Origin of the sequence: Bradyrhizobium guangzhouense (genome assembly GCF_004114955.1) — a bacterium.
Taxonomy (GTDB): Bacteria; Pseudomonadota; Alphaproteobacteria; order Rhizobiales; family Xanthobacteraceae; genus Bradyrhizobium; species Bradyrhizobium guangzhouense.
The window spans coordinates 3,094,381-3,111,540 of sequence record NZ_CP030053.1 but is presented as its reverse complement, the minus strand read 5'-3'; the positions used below and the strand labels follow the sequence as shown (position 1 = coordinate 3,111,540).

16 protein-coding genes are annotated in these 17,160 nt (G+C 64.0%); 10 read left to right on the top strand and 6 right to left on the bottom strand.

Annotated features, from left to right (window positions below):
- Nucleotides 1–14 precede the first annotated feature (14 nt).
- On the top strand, nt 15–866 hold the full coding sequence (locus tag XH91_RS15030; protein ID WP_128951298.1) for a fumarylacetoacetate hydrolase family protein: 852 nt from the start codon (nt 15–17) through the stop codon (nt 864–866).
- Nucleotides 867–907: 41 nt separating this feature from the next.
- Entirely contained in the window at nt 908–2,116 is a 1,209-nt protein-coding gene (locus tag XH91_RS15025; protein ID WP_128951297.1) for an ABC transporter substrate-binding protein, read from the top strand.
- A gap of 3 nt (nt 2,117–2,119) precedes the next feature.
- Here XH91_RS15025 and XH91_RS15020 read toward each other — a convergent pair whose 3' ends face one another.
- Nucleotides 2,120–2,962: a hypothetical protein gene (locus XH91_RS15020; RefSeq protein WP_128951296.1), complete on the bottom strand. Its 843-nt coding sequence runs from the start codon at nt 2,960–2,962 to the stop codon at nt 2,120–2,122.
- A gap of 213 nt (nt 2,963–3,175) precedes the next feature.
- On the opposite strand from XH91_RS15020, the gene XH91_RS15015 reads away from it, so the two are divergent.
- From XH91_RS15015 to XH91_RS15005, 3 genes are read left to right on the top strand one after another with little or no spacing between them, the layout of a single operon-like run.
- The gene (locus tag XH91_RS15015) at nt 3,176–4,060 is read left to right on the top strand and encodes an IclR family transcriptional regulator (protein WP_128951295.1); all 885 of its coding nucleotides are present in this window, start codon (nt 3,176–3,178) and stop codon (nt 4,058–4,060) included.
- A gap of 36 nt (nt 4,061–4,096) precedes the next feature.
- The gene (locus XH91_RS15010) at nt 4,097–5,065 is read left to right on the top strand and encodes a Bug family tripartite tricarboxylate transporter substrate binding protein (RefSeq protein WP_128951294.1); all 969 of its coding nucleotides are present in this window, start codon (nt 4,097–4,099) and stop codon (nt 5,063–5,065) included.
- 21 nt (nt 5,066–5,086) lie between these two features.
- Nucleotides 5,087–6,307 (top strand): ABC transporter substrate-binding protein, encoded by a 1,221-nt coding sequence (locus XH91_RS15005; protein WP_128951293.1) that lies wholly within the window; start codon nt 5,087–5,089, stop codon nt 6,305–6,307.
- A 135-nt stretch (nt 6,308–6,442) separates the two neighbouring features.
- Here the strand turns inward: XH91_RS15005 and XH91_RS15000 are convergent, their stop codons facing one another.
- Nucleotides 6,443–6,934, bottom strand: a complete 492-nt coding sequence (locus XH91_RS15000; protein WP_128951292.1) for an SRPBCC family protein — start codon at nt 6,932–6,934, stop codon at nt 6,443–6,445.
- Between the two features lie 2 nt (nt 6,935–6,936).
- Complete coding sequence (locus tag XH91_RS14995) at nt 6,937–7,353, bottom strand: ArsR/SmtB family transcription factor (protein WP_128951291.1); 417 nt, start codon at nt 7,351–7,353, stop codon at nt 6,937–6,939.
- A gap of 167 nt (nt 7,354–7,520) precedes the next feature.
- Between XH91_RS14995 and XH91_RS14990 the strand changes: the two genes are divergently transcribed.
- Together XH91_RS14990 and XH91_RS14985 are read left to right on the top strand one after the other, a co-directional pair.
- Nucleotides 7,521–8,705: a serine hydrolase gene (locus tag XH91_RS14990; RefSeq protein WP_128951290.1), complete on the top strand. Its 1,185-nt coding sequence runs from the start codon at nt 7,521–7,523 to the stop codon at nt 8,703–8,705.
- A 161-nt stretch (nt 8,706–8,866) separates the two neighbouring features.
- A complete protein-coding gene (locus tag XH91_RS14985) occupies nt 8,867–9,796 on the top strand; it encodes a hypothetical protein (RefSeq protein ID WP_128951289.1) in 930 nt (309 codons plus the stop codon).
- On the opposite strand, the gene XH91_RS14980 is transcribed toward XH91_RS14985, so the two are convergent.
- On the bottom strand, nt 9,797–11,329 hold the full coding sequence (locus XH91_RS14980; RefSeq protein ID WP_128951288.1) for a methyltransferase regulatory domain-containing protein: 1,533 nt from the start codon (nt 11,327–11,329) through the stop codon (nt 9,797–9,799).
- A gap of 97 nt (nt 11,330–11,426) precedes the next feature.
- On the bottom strand, nt 11,427–12,131 hold the full coding sequence (locus XH91_RS14975; RefSeq protein ID WP_128951287.1) for an SDR family oxidoreductase: 705 nt from the start codon (nt 12,129–12,131) through the stop codon (nt 11,427–11,429).
- A gap of 140 nt (nt 12,132–12,271) precedes the next feature.
- Between XH91_RS14975 and XH91_RS14970 the strand changes: the two genes are divergently transcribed.
- Nucleotides 12,272–13,114 (top strand): GNAT family N-acetyltransferase, encoded by an 843-nt coding sequence (locus tag XH91_RS14970; RefSeq protein WP_128951286.1) that lies wholly within the window; start codon nt 12,272–12,274, stop codon nt 13,112–13,114.
- 156 nt (nt 13,115–13,270) lie between these two features.
- A complete protein-coding gene (locus XH91_RS14965; RefSeq protein ID WP_128951285.1) occupies nt 13,271–13,585 on the top strand; it encodes a hypothetical protein in 315 nt (104 codons plus the stop codon).
- 24 nt (nt 13,586–13,609) lie between these two features.
- On the opposite strand, the gene XH91_RS14960 is transcribed toward XH91_RS14965, so the two are convergent.
- The gene (locus XH91_RS14960; protein WP_164934249.1) at nt 13,610–14,065 is read right to left on the bottom strand and encodes a hypothetical protein; all 456 of its coding nucleotides are present in this window, start codon (nt 14,063–14,065) and stop codon (nt 13,610–13,612) included.
- Nucleotides 14,066–15,251: 1,186 nt separating this feature from the next.
- Here XH91_RS14960 and XH91_RS14950 point away from each other — a divergent pair.
- Complete coding sequence (locus XH91_RS14950; protein WP_128951283.1) at nt 15,252–17,102, top strand: alkaline phosphatase family protein; 1,851 nt, start codon at nt 15,252–15,254, stop codon at nt 17,100–17,102.
- Nucleotides 17,103–17,160 lie beyond the last annotated feature (58 nt).

The window sequence follows — 17,160 nt, the reverse complement described above, 5'->3', positions numbered from 1 at the left end:
ATACAGGATATTCCATGAAGCTGCTTTCTTTCATCGTCAACGGCCGCGCCTCCTTCGGAGCCGTCAAGGACGATGGCGTCGTCGATCTCGGCGCGCGCATGGCGCCCTGCTCCACTCTGCGGCAGTTGCTCGAAAGCGGCCGCGTTGCAGAAGCTGCGGAGCTGGTTGCGTCCACCGCGCCGGATCATCCGCTCGACGCGATCAGCTTCGCGCCCGTCATCCCCGATCCCGGCAAAATCATCTGCGTCGGCCTCAATTATCGCGACCACGTCGCCGAAACGGGGCGCACCGTCACCGAGAAGCCGGCGCTGTTCGTCCGTTTCCCCTGCAGCCAGGTCGGCCATCTCCAGCCGATCGTGAAGCCTGGGGTCAGCGACGATTTCGACTATGAGGGCGAGCTTGCGCTCGTGATCGGCAAGCAGGGCCGCCACATCCCCGCGAGCCGTGCACTTGAACACATCGCCGGCTATGCCTGCTACAATGAAGGCAGCGTCCGCGATTGGCAGCGTCACACCAGCCAGTTCCTTTCCGGCAAGACGTTTGCAGAGAGCGGCAGCTTTGGCCCGTGGCTGGTGACGGCGGACGAGATTCCCGATCCATCGAAGCTCACACTTCAGACCCGGCTCAACGGCGCCGTCGTACAGGACACGACGACGGATCTCTTGATCACCGGCATCCCCGAGCTGATGGCCTATATCTCGACGATCTGCCCGCTCGTTCCCGGCGACGTCATCGTGACGGGTACGCCAGGCGGCGTCGGAGCCAAGCGCACGCCGCCTTTGTGGATGCGGCCCGGCGACACCGTCGAGGTCGAAATCTCCGGCATCGGCATCTTGCGCAACAAGGTCATCGCCGAGGCGGCCTGACCAACGCGACCGACCCATCAACGATAAAATCAGGAAACGCCATGGCCACCATCCGCACCTCCTCCACTGCCATCCTGCTGATCACACTGGCGCTGGCAGGCACCGCGCGCGCCGAGATCAAAGGCGATGCTATCCGCATCGGCGTGCTCACCGACATGAACGGCATTTTCGCGACCGCGATGGGTCCAGGCTCGGTCGAGGCGGCGCGGATGGCGGCGGAGGAGTTCGGCGGCAAGATCAACGGCAAGCCGATCGAGATTCTGCAGGCCGATCATCAGAACAAGCCTGATCTCGCGGCCTCGCTCGTGCGTAAATGGTTCAGCGACGGCGTGCAGGCGATCGCCGATGGCGGCAGCTCGGGCGCGGCGCTCGCGGTTCAGGAGCTGGTGCGCGGCAACGGCAAGATCTTCCTGATCTCCGGCGCCGGCGCCAACCAGCTCACCGATGAGGCCTGCGCGCCCTCGAGCGTGCAGTGGACCCAGGATGCCTATTCCACGGCGACTGCGGTCGTCTCCGGCGTCATGCAGACCAGCAAGGAACCATGGTTCTTCATCACCGGCGACTACGCCTTCGGTCATTCGATCGAGGCGACCGCGCGCGACCGTATCGCCGCGCTCGGCGGCAAGGTCGCCGGCAGCGTCAAGGCGCAGCTCGGCACGCCCGATTACTCGTCGTTCCTGCTGCAGGCGCAGTCCTCGGGCGCCAAGATCCTGGCGATCAACGTCGCCGGCGACAATGCCACCGCGATCAAGCAGGCGGAGGAGTTCGGCCTTGCGGACCAGGGCATCAAGATCGTGCCGATGTCGTTCCAGAATGTCGACATCGAGTCGGTCGGCCTGAAGGCGACGCGCGGCGATCTCATCGTCACCTCGTTCTTCGAGGACGCCTCACCGGCTGCGCGAAAGTTCTCCGATGCGTTCTACGTGCGCCGCAAGGCAATGCCCTCGCAGATCCAGGCCGGCGTGTACTCCGCCGTGCGCCACTACCTGCAAGCGGTGAAGGACACCGATTCCGACGACAGCGCCACCGTGATGGCGAAAATGAAAGCGACGCCAGTGTCCGACGCCTACACACCCAATGGCCGTATCCGCGAGGACCAGCGCATGGTGCATGATCTCTATCTGGTGCAGGTCAAGACGCCGAAGGAGTCGAAAGGCCCTTGGGACTTCGTCAAGCTGGTCGCGACCATTCCGCCCGACCAGGCTTTTCGTCCGCTCGACCGCAGCAAGTGCAGCCTCGTGGGTAAATAACCGTCAGGCCAAGTACTGCGTGAGATAGCCTTCCATGGCGTAGAGCGCGCAGAGCGCGAGGCTCGACCACACGGCGGCGCTGAAATACAGGAACATCCAGGTCAGCTCGCCCTTCCAATGCGCGATGTCGTGGGTCACCACCCATCGCGTCGCGACGTCGTGCAGGCCTTCGAGGAAGCCGAGGAACTTGTTGCCCTCTTCATGCCCTGCCCTCCAGCGGCTGAGATACATGGGAACGTCGACGGTGACGAGGAAGGCGAGGAAGCAGGCGATGCCGACGATGCCTGACATCAGCGCCCAGCGCACCACGCCCTGGAATTCCGGCGTCAAGCGGCACAGCGCGATGCCGGCGAGGAAGAACGTCACCGCCCAGAGCGAGTTCTCGATCGCGTTGAAGAGGAAATTGGTGGTCACCACCGCGTACCAGGAGAAGCATTCCGCGATGATGATGACAGGCACGATCACGAGCGCGATGTTCACGGCAGTCTGCGCGCCCGTCATCCGACCGAGCTGATGCAGAATGATCGCCCATTGCGCGGCGAAGCAGACTTCGGCCACGGTTGCGACCGTGCGGCCGACAAACACGCTCGACAGCCAGGTGTCGAACAGGCAGATGCGCTGCACGTCGGCGCGCGGCAGCACCGAGCGGAAGGCGCAGCCGAACACATAGGCCGCGCAGAGCAGGAACATCAATCCGATATCCGAGCCGCCGCCGACGCTGCCGGCCACGGTCGGATAGAACTCGCGGTACAGCATGAACCAGACGAGAATGTTCGCAGCGCTGACCAGCGTCAGGGACCCCCACCACCACGCCAGGGGATTTGACCGTGCCTGCCACTGCAACATGATGAATCGCTCCGCCGTAATCGTTGTGACATGTCTTCGTAATAATCCTGTCACAAGACGCCACGGAATCACGACAAAAATCTGTGTGTGGCAGCAATTTCACGCGTCTCTTAAGCGGGATTCCAAACAGGTGCATTGTCCGGATAGTGGACGAATTCTAGGCAGAATCTAATTTTATTGGACATAATACGCCGCTCGGTCCATTAATTTGGCATGGCCAGAGCCCCCTCCGATCCAACCAACGCCTCCTCGTCCGCCGCCACGGTGCTGGCCTCGCGCACCGACGACGCTGCGTTCGCCACGACGCTGGCAAAAGGTCTCGTGGTGCTCGAGGCCTTCAAGGCCGGGGCGACGCTGCTCGGCAACATGGAGTTGTCGACGTTGACCGGACTTCCCCGGCCGACGGTGGCACGGCTCACCCACACGCTGGCCGAGCTCGGCTACCTCCGCTACGATTCCGAGCGCGCCAAATACCGCGTCGGCGCGCGCGCATTGCGGATGGCGCATCCGCTGCTCGCCGACATGCAGTTCCGCCAGATCGCGCGCCCGATGATGCAGGAGTTGGCGCAGAGCGTGCGCGGCACGGTCTCGATCGGCCTGCTCGACGCGACATCCATGATCTATGTCGAGACCGCGCGCTCCGGCGATGTCGGTCCGCACGTCCCCGATGTCGGCATGCCCATTCCCGTCGTGATGACCGCGATGGGCCGCGCCGCGGCGGCGACATTGCCGCAAGCGGACGCCGCGCTGCTCGAGGAGCGCATCGCGAGCGAGGATGCCGAGCTCTGGTCGGCCTTCCGCGACAAATACCGCGCCGGTCTCGCGCAATGCGCCAGCCGCGGCTTCTGCACCTGCTGGGGCGAGTACATGGCCTCGATCCACGCGGTCGCGGCACCACTGTTTCATGCGAGGGAGACCAAGCAGGCGTTCTCGATCAATTGCGGCATCCCCGCATTCCGGCTCCAGCCGGGCCAATTGGAGAGCGAGATCGGCCCGCGCATCGCCGCGCTGGCCGACAGCATCCGCGCCATCGTGGGCGAGACAACAGCCCCGGCGCTGGAACCACCAAAGCAAAACAAGAAGAGGGCCAGCAAATGAACAAGAACACTGGCGCTCCACGATCGGGAGGCCACCATGACCATCACCCGCCGAACCCTGCTGGGCGCACTCGCCCTCTCGGGATGTCCTTTTCCCGCATGCGCTGAGGACGCCTGCCCGTCGCGCATGGTGCGGCTGATCTCGCCCTACGGGCCCGGCGGATCCAACGACATCTCACTGCGGCTGCTCGCCGAGGAGTTCGGCCGCAATCTGCACCAACAGTTCATCGTCGAGAACAAGCCGGGCGCCGGCACCCGCATTGCGAACGATCTCGTCGCGCATGCACAGGGCGACGGCTACACCCTTCTCTACGTCGCGGCGCCCTACGCCACTGCCGAAGCCCTGTTCGGCAAGCTCACCTACGAACGCAAGGATCTGCAGCCGGTCGCGATGGCGGTGATCGCGCCGTTGTTCCTGATCATCAGCGCCGACGCCCCGTTCAAGACCCTCCCGGAGCTGATCGCCTACGGCAAATCGAAGCCGGACGGGCTGACCTTCGCCTCGCCCGGCGCCGGCTCGCAGCCGCATCTCGCCGGCGAGTTGCTGTTTCGCGACGCCGGCGTCAAGGGCCTCAACATCCCCTTCCGCGGCGATGCGGCCTCCTACACCGAGCTGCTCGCCGGCCGCGTCGATGCCACGCTGACGGCGCTGCCGACCGCGCTTCCCTATATCGAGAGCGGCAAGTTCATCGTGCTGGGCGTCGCTTCCTCCGAGCGCAGCGCACTCTACCCGCAAGCGCCGACCCTGCGCGAACAGGGCTTTCCAAACGTGGCCGCCGCCGGCTGGTACGGATTCATGGCGCCATCGACCACGCCGCAGGTCCTCGTCGACAAGCTCCAGGCCGAAGTGCTCCGCGCGCTCGCTGAACCCGCGATCAAGAATAAATTGACCGCCCAGGGCCTGGAGGTGCGTGCCGGCACGGCTGCCGAGTTCGGCCGGTTCATCGACAACGAGACGCAAAAATGGACCACGCTGATTCGCGAGGCCGGTCTCAAGGGCGAGTGACAGTCAAAGACAGGGAATGACATGATATCCGATTGCCTCAAACGCGTTACGACCGCCGTGCTGGCCCTTGCGCTGTCGATCCCGGCCGCACAGGCACAGAAAAAATACGACCCCGGAGCCTCCGACGTCGAGATCAAGGTCGGCCAGACCGTACCGCTCAGCGGCCCCGCCTCTGCCTACGCCGTGATCGGCAAGACCCAGGCCGCCTACATGAGGATGATCAACGACCAGGGCGGCGTGAACGGCCGCAAGATCACCTTGATACAATATGACGACGCCTACTCGCCGCCCAAGACGGTGGAACAGATCCGCAAGCTGGTCGAAAGCGACGAGGTGCTGCTGACGTTCCAGATCATCGGTACCGCGCCGAACGTCGCCGTGCAGAAGTATCTCAACGCCAAGAAGGTGCCGCAGTTGTTCGCTGCGACCGGTGCTGCGCGATTCACCGATCCGAAGAACTTCCCCTGGACCATGGGATTCAACCCGTCCTACCTCGTCGAGGGCCGGATCTATGCGCAGTATCTCCTGAAGAACCATCCGAACGCCAGGATCGGCGTGCTCTATCAGAACGACGATCTGGGCAAGGACTATCTCGCCGGCCTCAAGGCCGGTCTCGGCGACAAGGCGAAGATGGTCGTGGCCGAGACCTCGTACGAGATCACCGAGCCGACCATCGACTCCCAGATCCTGCGGCTGAAAGACGCCGGCGCCGACGTGCTGTTCAGCGCCACGACGCCGAAGCAGGCGGCGCAAGCCATCAAGAAAGTGGCGGAGATCGGCTGGAAGCCGCTGCACATCATCGACATCAATGCCTCCTCGGTCAGCGCGGTACTGAAGCCGGCCGGGCTCGAGAACGCCAAGGGCGTCGTCAGCGTCGGCTACGTCAAGGATTCCACCGATGCCGAATGGAAGGACGATCCCGGCATGAAGCGGTATCTCGCCTTCATGGCGAAATACTATCCGGATGGCGACAAGGATTCGAATTTGAACGTCTACGGCTACATCACCGCGCAACTTTTGGTGCAGGTGCTGAAACAGTGCGGCGACGATCTCACCCGCGAGAACGTGATGCGCCAGGCCGCCAATCTCAGGAATATCGAGCTCGATCTGACCCTGCCGGGCATTTCAGTCACGACCAGTCCAACCGACTACCGCGTCAACAAGCAGTTCCAGATGGTGCAATTCGACGGCCAGCGGTGGCAGAAGCTCGGCGACATCATCGCGGACGACGCGAAGGAGTGAGGCCATCCGGTAGGGCTGCCCCAAACTCCCTGCTCGTCGTCGCCGGGCTTGACCGATCAATCATCCAGCACGGCAACTGAAGAAGATGTCAGTGCCCGGGCCCAAGCCCGGGCACAACGATGCAGAGAGCGCGAGTTACCGCTTCAGCCCGCCGACATAGGCCGCGAGCTTGTCCAGCGTCTGGTAGCCGTATTCAACGGCGCCGAAGCCGATCGTTTGGTCGCGCTGCTCGGTGTTCGCAAACAGCTGCCGCATCATCAGCACGGTCTTGCCGTCGGCCTGCTCGGCAAAGATGATGGTGAAGCGGAACATATTGGGATCCTCGTCCTGGTCGACGCCATGATCCATCTCCATCAGCTTCGGCCGCTCGATGCGGCGGAAGCGCATGCGGTTCGGATAGACGGTGCCGTCGGGGCCGATCATGTTGAAGCGCCAGACCCCGCCGACGCGCACGTCGATCTCGAAGGTCTCGATCTTGAATCCCTTCGGCCCGAACCATTGCGGCAGATGTTTTGGGTCAGACCACGCCTCGAACACCAGATCGCGCGGCGCGTCGATCACGCGCGACATCACGGTCTCGCGGTCCATCGACCATTGCGACAGGGCAGCGTTGGCAGCATTCGTCATCGTCAGGTACCTTTCCGGTTGCTTGGTTTGTTGGTCGTCTTCTCTGTCGTCTTGTCAGTAATCCTGGACGACCGCTTGGCGGCCGCCCTCTCCTTCTTCAGCTTCATCACGTAAGCCTCGAACCGGTCGAGCCGTGTCTCCCAGATCGCGCGCTGATGCTGGAACCAGTCTTCCGCGCCGACGAGCGCCTCGGGGCCGAGGCGGCAGGTGCGCACGCGGCCGGATTTCTCCGACTGCACGAGCCCGCTCAGCTCCAGCACGTGGATGTGCTTCATGAAGCTCGGCAGCGCCATCTCGAACGGCTCTGCGAGCTCGCCGACCGAGGCCTCGCCGGCGCAAAGCCGCATCACGATCGCTCGCCGCGTCGGATCAGCGAGCGCCGCGAAGACCTGGTCGAGCTGGGATAATTGGTTAGCCATGGAGCTAACTATAGGCAGGCCACGTTCCGGTGTCAACGATTGTTAGCTCATAAGCTAAGTATTTTTGCCGACGACATGGAACCCACAACGCGCAATCGTGAATTGGGACGGCGTTCTCGCGCCGCTAAAACGGCATTGGGGGCGCACCGCATCATCAGACCGAGCACGTGCTGCCTGTTGTCATCTCGCCACACATCACCAGGCGATCGCTCGCCCGCGCCGCGCTTGTTCCCCTGGCGGTCGCGCTGGCCGGGCCACGCCGCGCCTTTGCGGATTCCGACATGATCGCGCAGATGCGCGACCTCGTCGCGGCGGCGCTTGCGCCCACCGCGACGCCGGATCATCCGGGCGGCCTCGCCGCTGCGCTCTATGCCGGCCGTCATGTCGAATTCTTCAGCTACGGCCTCGCCGACGACGCCACCAAGCGGTCGGTGACGCCGGACACGCTGTTCAACCTCGCCTCGCTGCGAAAACCGTTCGAGGCGACGCTGGTCGCATCGGGCACGCTGCGCGGCGAGCTCAAGCCCGACGATCCCCTGCCGAAATATCTGCCGGAGCTGAGCGGTGATTACGTCCGCAACGTCACCGTCGGCGAGCTCGCCACGCACACGTCGGGACTGTTGCTGCCGACCGATCACCCGCCCTGGCCGAACGAGTCCTATTCGCAGGCGCAGTTCATCGCGATGCTCAACGCCTTTACGCCGCCTACGGGCGTCGCGCCGGGCAAGCAGCGCATCTACAGCCATGCCGGCTACGTCCTGCTTCAGCTCGTGCTCGAGCGCTGCTATCGCGCCCCGATCGCAAAACTGATCGAGAACCGCGTGCTCAAGCCGCTCGGCATGCGCGCGACGTCCCTTCCCGAACGCGGACCGGACAACCGCGCGATCATGGACGAGGCCACGATGCGGCGCGTCGTGCAGGGCTATTCCTACCAGGGCAGCGCGATCGGCCCGATCGGAGGCCAGCAGAGTTATTTCGACTTCCCCGGCACCGGCCAGATATTCTCGTCGGCGCGCGATCTTGCGACATTCGTCGCAGCCTGCGTCGACGGCCGCACGGTCGACCCGCGGCTGCGGGAGGCGCTGCACATGACGCAGCGCGAAGTCTTCCACGTCGACCAGAGATACGAGCAGGCGACCTTCGGCCAAGCCATGGCCTGGGAAACAGTTCACCTGCCCGGCGTCACAATCGTCGACAAGCCGGGCGGCCTCAACAACGCATCGGGCTATATCGGCCTCGTGCCGGCGCACCGGATCGGCATCGTGCTGCTCGCCAATCGCGGCGACTATCCGCACGAGATTGCCCGCTACAAGATCCTGCCTGCACTGGCGAGACTGGTGGCGCACGCCTGAGCTGGACATAGAAAGTCCGAAGGACAACTTTCGCGAGTTCCATCGAGATGGGGCAGCGGCGCTTGCCTATTGCGTGTGATCGCCACGGTTGACTCGCGATGCCCGCCGCCTACACTTCGCATATTGCTGCGATCAATTGCTGAGACATGGAGCTTAAGGCCATGGCCTCCGATTTTTTTCTCAAGTTCGACAGCTTCGACGGCTTCCTCGCACACAAGCTCGATCACGACTTCCTCAAATTCGGACATGATTTCGATCGCGTCGGCGATGCGCTCACGGATCTGTTTTCCGAGAACCTGAAGTTCGACGAGCACAAGGTCGCGATCGACTTCAAGCACGACACCGAGCAGATTGCCTTCGACTTCATCAAGCTCGGCTTCGATACGCTCAAGCTCGACGACGTCCTGCACAAGTTCGATGACGTCATCCTGAAATATGCCGACCAGACGCCGACCATCGGCTCTTTTGCCGAAACCGGCGGCGACGGCGGCGCGCTCAAGCTGTCCGACGACTTCATCAAGCTCGACACGGATTTTCAGGCCGCGAGCTTCGAGGCGATCAAGCTCGGGGTCGATACGCTCAAACTGCACGTCTCGGGCGAAGGCGCCAACGACTCCTTCATCAAATGGGCCGGCGATCTCTCCGATTTCAGCACTGGCCTGCACAAGGTCGGCGACGACTTCCAGAAGGTCGGCGAGGATTTCCTCAAGCTCGGCGATCTCAAGGGATCCGAAACGATCGATGAGGCCTTCATCAAGCTCGGCGGCGGCGCGCTGAAGGTGAGCGACGATTTGCACAAGGTCAGCGACGACTTCCTCAAGATCGCCACCGACATCACCGGCTCCCAGGACAATTTCGGCGCCCTCAAGATCGACCAGATCGCGCTGAAGTTCGGCGACGATTTCCACAAGCTTGATGCGGATCTGCACAAGCTCAACACCGATGTCGGCGCGCTCGGCGACGACTACATCAAGCTGGCCGGCGCGCTGACCGGCCACGGCGGCAACCAGGGCGGCGGCACGACGACGACCTCAGACAGCGACGCGCTGCATCAGTTGCTGCAACACGCGCACGATTTTTCGCTGCTCTAGCTAGGCTACTCCAAGGCGTCCAAGCAGCGGCAGGACGCGCGCGTCGATCGCGGCGATCCTGCCTGATATCTCGGCGCGAACCCCGTCCGCGGGGAGTTTTTGGCCGTCCTTCTCAAAGCGCTCGCCGCCGGCGACGGCGAGGCTTGCCAGCAGCGCGGCGGGATCGGCGATGCCCTTGCGCTTGGCCTGCATATAGAGCTGCGTGAGCGGATCGACCCTGATCCCGCCGCCGGTAACGGGCGAGGCGAGATAACGCAGCTCCGTCGTCTCCTTGGCCCGCGCCATCACCGCCGCGTTGAACGCCTGCGTCGATGTCCGCCTGATAGCCTCGTCCTCCGGCGGCAGCGCCGGTGCGAGGTGCCCCTGCCCGACCAGCACCTTGATCGCGTCGGTGAGCGAGGCCCAGCCCATCGTCGCCTCCGGCAGACGTTCGACCACCTCGCGCAAGCTGAGCGGCCCCGCGGCAAACGCCTCGATCACCGGCCGGTAGGTCTCGCTGCGCAGCTGGAAGCGGCCCAGCGGCGTATCGAAGGTCAGCTCGACATCGTCGCGCGGGCTCGTCAGCACGAAGCGCGTCGCCAGCCAGCATTCCCGCGCCGCCATCGGCGCCATTGGCGTGAACCCCTTGGCGAAGATGTCGCGGCGAAACTGGCGGCCGATGATCATGTCGCGCGCGGTCTCGTTGATCAGAGGATCGGCGAGGTCGGTCAGCAGCGCCTGCTGGGCGTCGGTGAAGTTGACGCGATCGACATGATCGGTGAGATGGGCCGAGCCGAGAAAGGTCAGCTTGGCGTCGGCGAGCTCCTGGGCGAGATCGGCAAAGCTGAAGGCCTGCCAGTCGCGCGTCAGCAGCTCGTGCGCGAGATAGGACGCGGGCAATTTGCGCAGCCGCTCGAGCTGCACGGCGGCCTGCGGGTACATCCGATAGAAATGCGCGCCGGCCTCCTTCAGCCCGTCGGCCAGCGCCAGCGCCTGATCCAGCGCGCGTTTCGACGAGACCTGCGGCTGCGCGACCTGCAACTGCACCATCAGCCGCCGCAACGGCGCCATACCCGCCCAGCCGGGCATCGCATCGTATGAGACGTAGACGAGCCCGCCGGGCTTCAAACGCCGCCGGATCAGCGCGACGATCGCCTTGCGATGCTCCGCGCCGATCCAGCTATAAACGCCGTGGAGCGCGATGACGTCGAACTCCGGCACCTCAGCGTCCTCGGCAAGCTCGGCAAAATCGGCCTCGCGAAAGACGATGTTGTCGAGCCCCGCCGCATGCGCCAGCGACCGCGCGCCTGCAATGTGCGTCGGATTGAAGTCAGCCGCGAACACCGCAGTGTTGGGATTGGCGGCCGCGACGATCGTGGCGGTCAGCCCCTGCCCGCAGCCGAGATCGCAATAATGAAGCGGCTCGCCGCGTCCTCCGGGCGCCGCCACGCCCTTGGCGAGCGCGGCAAAGCTGAGCATGGCCGGCACCTGCACGCGGCAGAAATCGTGCACATAGGCCGTGTCGATGACGTATCCGGATCCCCAATCGGCCATGCGACCCTCGCGAGGACATCCAACGACGTTGCAAAACCCACGGTCGCACAAGTCGGCGGATGGCTCAAGCGAGGCTCGAAGACTTGAACCAAGCGCCTCAGACCGAGCGGGTCAGTCCACCGTCAACGCGGATGTTCTGGCCGGTGATATAGGCCGCGCCTTCGGACGCCAGGAACGAGACCGTCGCCGCGATCTCCTCGACCTTGCCGTAACGCTTCAGCGGCACGCTGTCGCGACGTGCATCCGTCTGCGGCAGGCTGTCGATCCAGCCCGGCAGCACGTTGTTCATGCGGATGTTGTCGGCCGCATGGGTGTCGGTGAAGATCTTGGTGAAGGCGGCAAGGCCCGCGCGGAACACTGCCGAGGTCGGGAACATCGCGCTCGGCTCGAACGCCCAGGCCGTCGAGATGTTGATGATCGCACCGCCCTTCTGCGCCTGCATCACCGGGGTCACCAGCCTGACAGGACGGATCACGTTGAGCAGATAGGTGTCGAGACCGATATGCCATTGCTCGTCGGTAATCTCCGTAATCGCAGCGCGCGGACCATGGCCGGCGCTGTTGACGAGCACGTCGATCCGCCCCCACTTCGCCAGCGCCCCATCGACGAGGCGTTTCAGATCGTCGCCGGACTTGTTCGAGCCGGTGACGCCGAAGCCGCCAAGCTCGCCCGCGAGCGCCTCGCCCTTGCCGGAGGACGACAGGATCGCGACACGAAAACCGTCGGCGGCAAGCCGCCGCGCGGCCCCCGCCCCCATGCCACTGCCGCCTGCGGTGACGAGCGCGACCTTCTCTGCTGCCATGACCTGATATCCCTGTGATAGCGTACAGGCGAACCCAAGGTTCGATCTGCCGAGGCTCAGCCTGTCATCGGGCCTTCTACAGCCATCCCTGCCCGCAAACCAGACTTGCTAACAAGCCCATCGCCACGAGGCAACGCGACATGAGCGATATGCAGATCCGCAATTTGCGCCCCGACGAGATCTCCATCGCCATCGACTGGGCCGCAGCCGAGGGCTGGAATCCCGGCTTGCGGGATGCCGCCTGCTTCGCGATCCCAGATGCACGGGGTTTCTTCGTCGGCGAGATCGACGGTGAGCCGGTCGCATCAGTCTCCTGCGTCACTTATGACGATCGCTTCGCCTTCCTCGGCTTCTACATCGTGCGTGCAGGCTTTCGTGGCAGAGGCCTCGGCCTGCGCATCTGGAACGCTGCGATCGCGCATGCGGGCGCGCGCGTGATCGGGCTCGACGGCGTCGTGGCGCAGCAGGACAATTACAGAAAGTCCGGCTTCCAACTTGCTTACGCCAATATCCGTTACGGCGGCATCATTGCCGCGCCGCCAAAGCCGCCCGCCGAGATTGTTGCGCTCGACGCAATCCCATTTGCGATTGTAGAGGCCGACGACGCCACCGTCTTTCCGGCCCCGCGCGCGGCCTTCTTGCGCGCCTGGATCGACACTCCCGGACACGTTGGCCGCGCACTGCTGCGCGACGGCAAGCTTGCCGCGTGGGGCGTGATCCGTCCCTGCCGAACTGGCCGCAAGATCGGCCCGCTCGTCGCCGATGACCGCGCCGCGGCGGAGGCCGTATTGCAGGCTTTGCTGGCAAGCCCGGGCAGCGACGAGATTGTGCTCGACATCCCCGCTGTGAACCGCGATGCTATTGCGCTTGCGGAATCCCTCGGGCTGAAGCCGACATTCGAAACGGCGCGAATGTACACTGGACCGATCCCGTCACTGCGGCTCGACCGCGTGTTCGGCGTAACCAGCTTTGAATTGGGCTAGGACCGATTTTAATTTGGGCCCGTGCCGTCCTGGAATTTGTAATCTGGTTCACGTCGCCGCTTTGGCGCAGCGTGTATGCATAATGCATCCGCCGACTTTGCCGGGCGGCTCGAACGACAATTTTTTGACCGACGAGATTTCATGCGAGAGGATTTCATGACCGAAGCCAGAACCAAGGCCCGCTCTCCCGAGCACACGGCCGACGACACGCAGCGCCTCGGCATCGCGGCTGCGCTGGTGCTTGCCGTCGTGGCGGCCCTCGGGGTTCACGCGCTCCTCTCCGCGCCGACGATACAAGAGGACGCGCAGGCCGAACTCGCGCGCGTCATTGCCGATGAGGATCGGGATGTCTGCGGTCAATTCGGGCTGCGCCCGGGAACGAACGCGTTTGCGGCTTGCAGCCGTGAGCTCGCCAATGTCAGGCAAAAGCAGTCCGAGCGCGACCAGGCAGCCGCGGCAGGCATCCTGTAGCGAACCGCGAAACGCCTCGCCTGCTCAGTAGCAGCGCATGATGTTGACAGTGTGCTCACCGCCACCGCGGCCGGGCACGGTGACCTGCTCGGTCGGGCAGCTCGGCACATAGGGCCGGTCGGACGGCACGACGTTCGGCGGGAAGCGATGCGCCCAGTCCCAGGGAACGTCGTAGGTATAGGTATAGCGAACATCGTTGGTGACGGGCTGGCCGACATCGGCGAACGGCTCGCTATAGCCGGCTCCATCATTGTAGAAGCCGCCGCCACCCGGCCAGTAAACCCAGGGATTGTTGAACCGGTTGCCACGGCCGTGGAACCGAGCGCCCGGCGCGATCGGCGGACGCACTGCGGGCGCGGCGGCGGTCACCATGCCGTGCGGCGCGGCGCCGCCCGGTCGTGCAAAGCTCTCGCTGGAGGCAAGGAGCAGCGCGGCTGCGCTGAGCGAGGCGAAGAAGGCCCCATATGATCTGGACATCATGATACGCACCACACTCGTTTGGCTTCGCGAGACTGCTCCCCATCGCACGCTAGGCCGGTCCATCACCCACCCGCAAACCTATAATTAATTATTGGTTAAGGCACGGGATTAATGCGGAACCGGCTGGTCTGGCAGGGTGGATTAGACGACGGCTGCGCGAAGCGTAGTCGCCGGCGTAATCCTCTGCGTTTGTCACCGCGAAGACGAACAGTGGTGGATTACGCCTTCGGCTAATCCACCCTACGAAGGCTACGAGATATTGCGTCGCCTGACGGGCAAAACACCCAACCATCAGGTCAATCCATCAGGCCGAAAATATTCCACTTTACCGAAATTCGGAAATGACGTATGGGTTGCGCAACCCGGCCCATGGAAGAGGGGCGTATCGCGATCGTCACGACGCGGACCGGACGGCGGTGGACGGTGAGCACATCGGCGCGAAGGGTTTTGCTGGGCGGGCAACCGCGAGTGGGACTGTCGCGCGAACGACCGGTGTGATCGGCGTACGGCAAAATCGTGTGGTCCTGGCGCCCGGGTCTGTGCGTCAAGGCTCGTCATGATGCGTGTGGTCCAACCGGACCCTCGTATTGGCGATCTGCGAGCCGACGGGGATAGTGCCTCGCTCCCCGGGGAGAGCACGACATAAGCCGTCAAACCACTGCGCAGGGAAGGCCGGATGTTTCGGCTTCACCTGTACGCCGCTGTGCAGCCTCTTCTTTTAGGTATCGCACAGTGGAACCCAGGTGCCAGCCTGGCACCCGGCCTTCCCTGCGCCCTCTTTCAAATGAGGGTGAGAACGATGCAAAGCTCGGGCGAGATGCGCCGCGAGGATGATCATCTATGTCTGATGTTGGAAAAAGGTCTCGTGCCCGGACGCAGCGCAGCGTCCCCGGCGACGCGAAGCATCGTCCGGTGCGATGCGCTGCAGAGCCGGGCCCATGCATCAGCGAGCTTCGCGGCTTCCTGGGTCCCGGCTCTGCGCAGCAGCGTAAGAACGCTGCTGCGCGTCCGGGACAGGAATGGCCCCCTTCATCCCCGCAATGACGAATCCGTGGATGCCTCCTCGCCTTCCCGTCACTTCTGCATGCCGATCCGCTCTTGTAACATAACCGTCATACAGCAAAACTAAACGATTGCCGGGGGCCGCGGTTCGGCGGCCGAGCCGCCTCACCGCTAGGAGATTTCGATGCGACGTTCACTGGTGTTGCTGTCCGCCGGGCTGACAGTGCTATCCACCGGACTTGCTTCCGCTGAGAACAACACGCCGCGCAACCTGATCCTGTTCATCCCCGACGGGCTGCGCGCCCTGAAGATCACCCCCGAGACCGCGCCGGCCATGGCCGAGGTCCGCGACAAGGGCGTCAACTTCAAGAACTCGCATTCGCTGTTCCCGACCTTCACCATGGCCAACGGTTCGGCGATGTCGACCGGCCATTACCTCGGCGACACCGGCGTGTTCTCCAACACGATCTGGACCAACTACACATCGGCGCCCGCCGGCAACACCGTGGTCCCCTTCATCGAGAACGACGCCGTGCTCGGCGACATCGACGAGCATTTCAAGGGCGACTACCTCAACGAGGAGACCGTGTTGAAAATGGCCCGCGAGAAGGGCCTGAGCACGGCGACGATCGGCAAGGTCGGCCCGGCCTACCAGTTCGACCACACCGATCATCCCGACAAGCCCGGCCGGCACTCGATCGTGATCGACGACTCGACCGGCGGCAAGGCCGGCGTAGCCTTGTCTGACGAGATGAAGGACGCGCTGACCAAGGCCGGCCTCCCTGTCGTTGCCCCGAGCCGCGGCGACAACGCAAAGGCGGGTGACGCCAAGACGCCCGGCACCACGGTCGCCAACGTGGCGCAACAGGCCTATTTCGCCGACGTCGCCACCAAGGTGGTGCTGCCGATGTTCAAGGCGCGCAACAAGCCGTTCGTGCTGGTGTTCTGGTCGCGCGATCCCGACGGCACCCAGCACAATCAGGGCGACAGCCTCAACCAGATCATGCCTGGTATCAACGGCCCGAGCACGATGGCGAGCATCAAGAACGTCGACAACAACCTCGCCCAGATCCGCAAGGCGCTGGACGAGCTCGGGCTTGCCGCGACCACCAACATCATGATCCAGGCCGACCACGGCTTCTCGACCATCTCCAAGGAGAGCAAGACCAGCCCCTCGGCCAAGGTCAGCTATGACGACACGCCGAAGGACTTCCTGCCGATGGGCTTCGTCGCCCTCGACCTGGCCAAGGCGCTCGACCTGCCGCTGTTCGACCCCAACGACAAGAACGCCGCCGTCACCGGCAACAACCATCCCAAGGCAGGCAACGGCGTGCTCGGCAAGGATCCCACCAAGCCCGACCTCGTCGTTGCCACCAATGGCGGCTCGGACCTGATCTATTTGCCGAACCGGAAGCTGGCGGCCAAGACCATCAACGCCCTTCTGGAGCAGGACTACGTCTCCGGCCTGTTCGTCGACGACTCCCTCGGCCGTTTCCCTGGCACCCTGCCCCTGTCGAGCATCAATCTGCGCGGCAATGCGGCGACGCCGACGCCAGCCATCGTGGTGAATTTCCGCTCCTATGCCAGCGAATGCGGCGAGGCGCCGACCAACTGCTCGGTGCAGGTGGCCGACACCGTGTTGCGCCAGGGCCAGGGCATGCACGGCAGCTTCAGCCGCGGCGACACCTATAACTTCATGGCTGCGATCGGTCCGGACTTCAAAGCCGGTTATGTCGACGAGCTGCCGGTCAGCAATGCCGACGTCGGCATGACGGCGGCGCAGCTCCTCGGCCTGCGCGGTTCGCGCAATGGCGGCCTGGTCGGTCGCGTGATGTCAGAAGCGCTGCCCAACGGCGTCACGCCGAAGGCGTTCAAAGCCGTCGAGCGGTCCAAGAGGAAGTCCGCGAACGGTCTGGAGACCGTGCTCAACCTCCAGCGCGTCGGCAGCCAGCGCTATTTCGATGCCGCCGGATTCCCCGGCCGCACGCTGGGCCTCGAGCCGGAGAGTGGCAAACAAAAAACGGCGGGGAAATAACCCCGCCGCTTGCTCCCGCGCCTCGCAAGGGGCGCGGGACTATTTCGGTTCTTACATG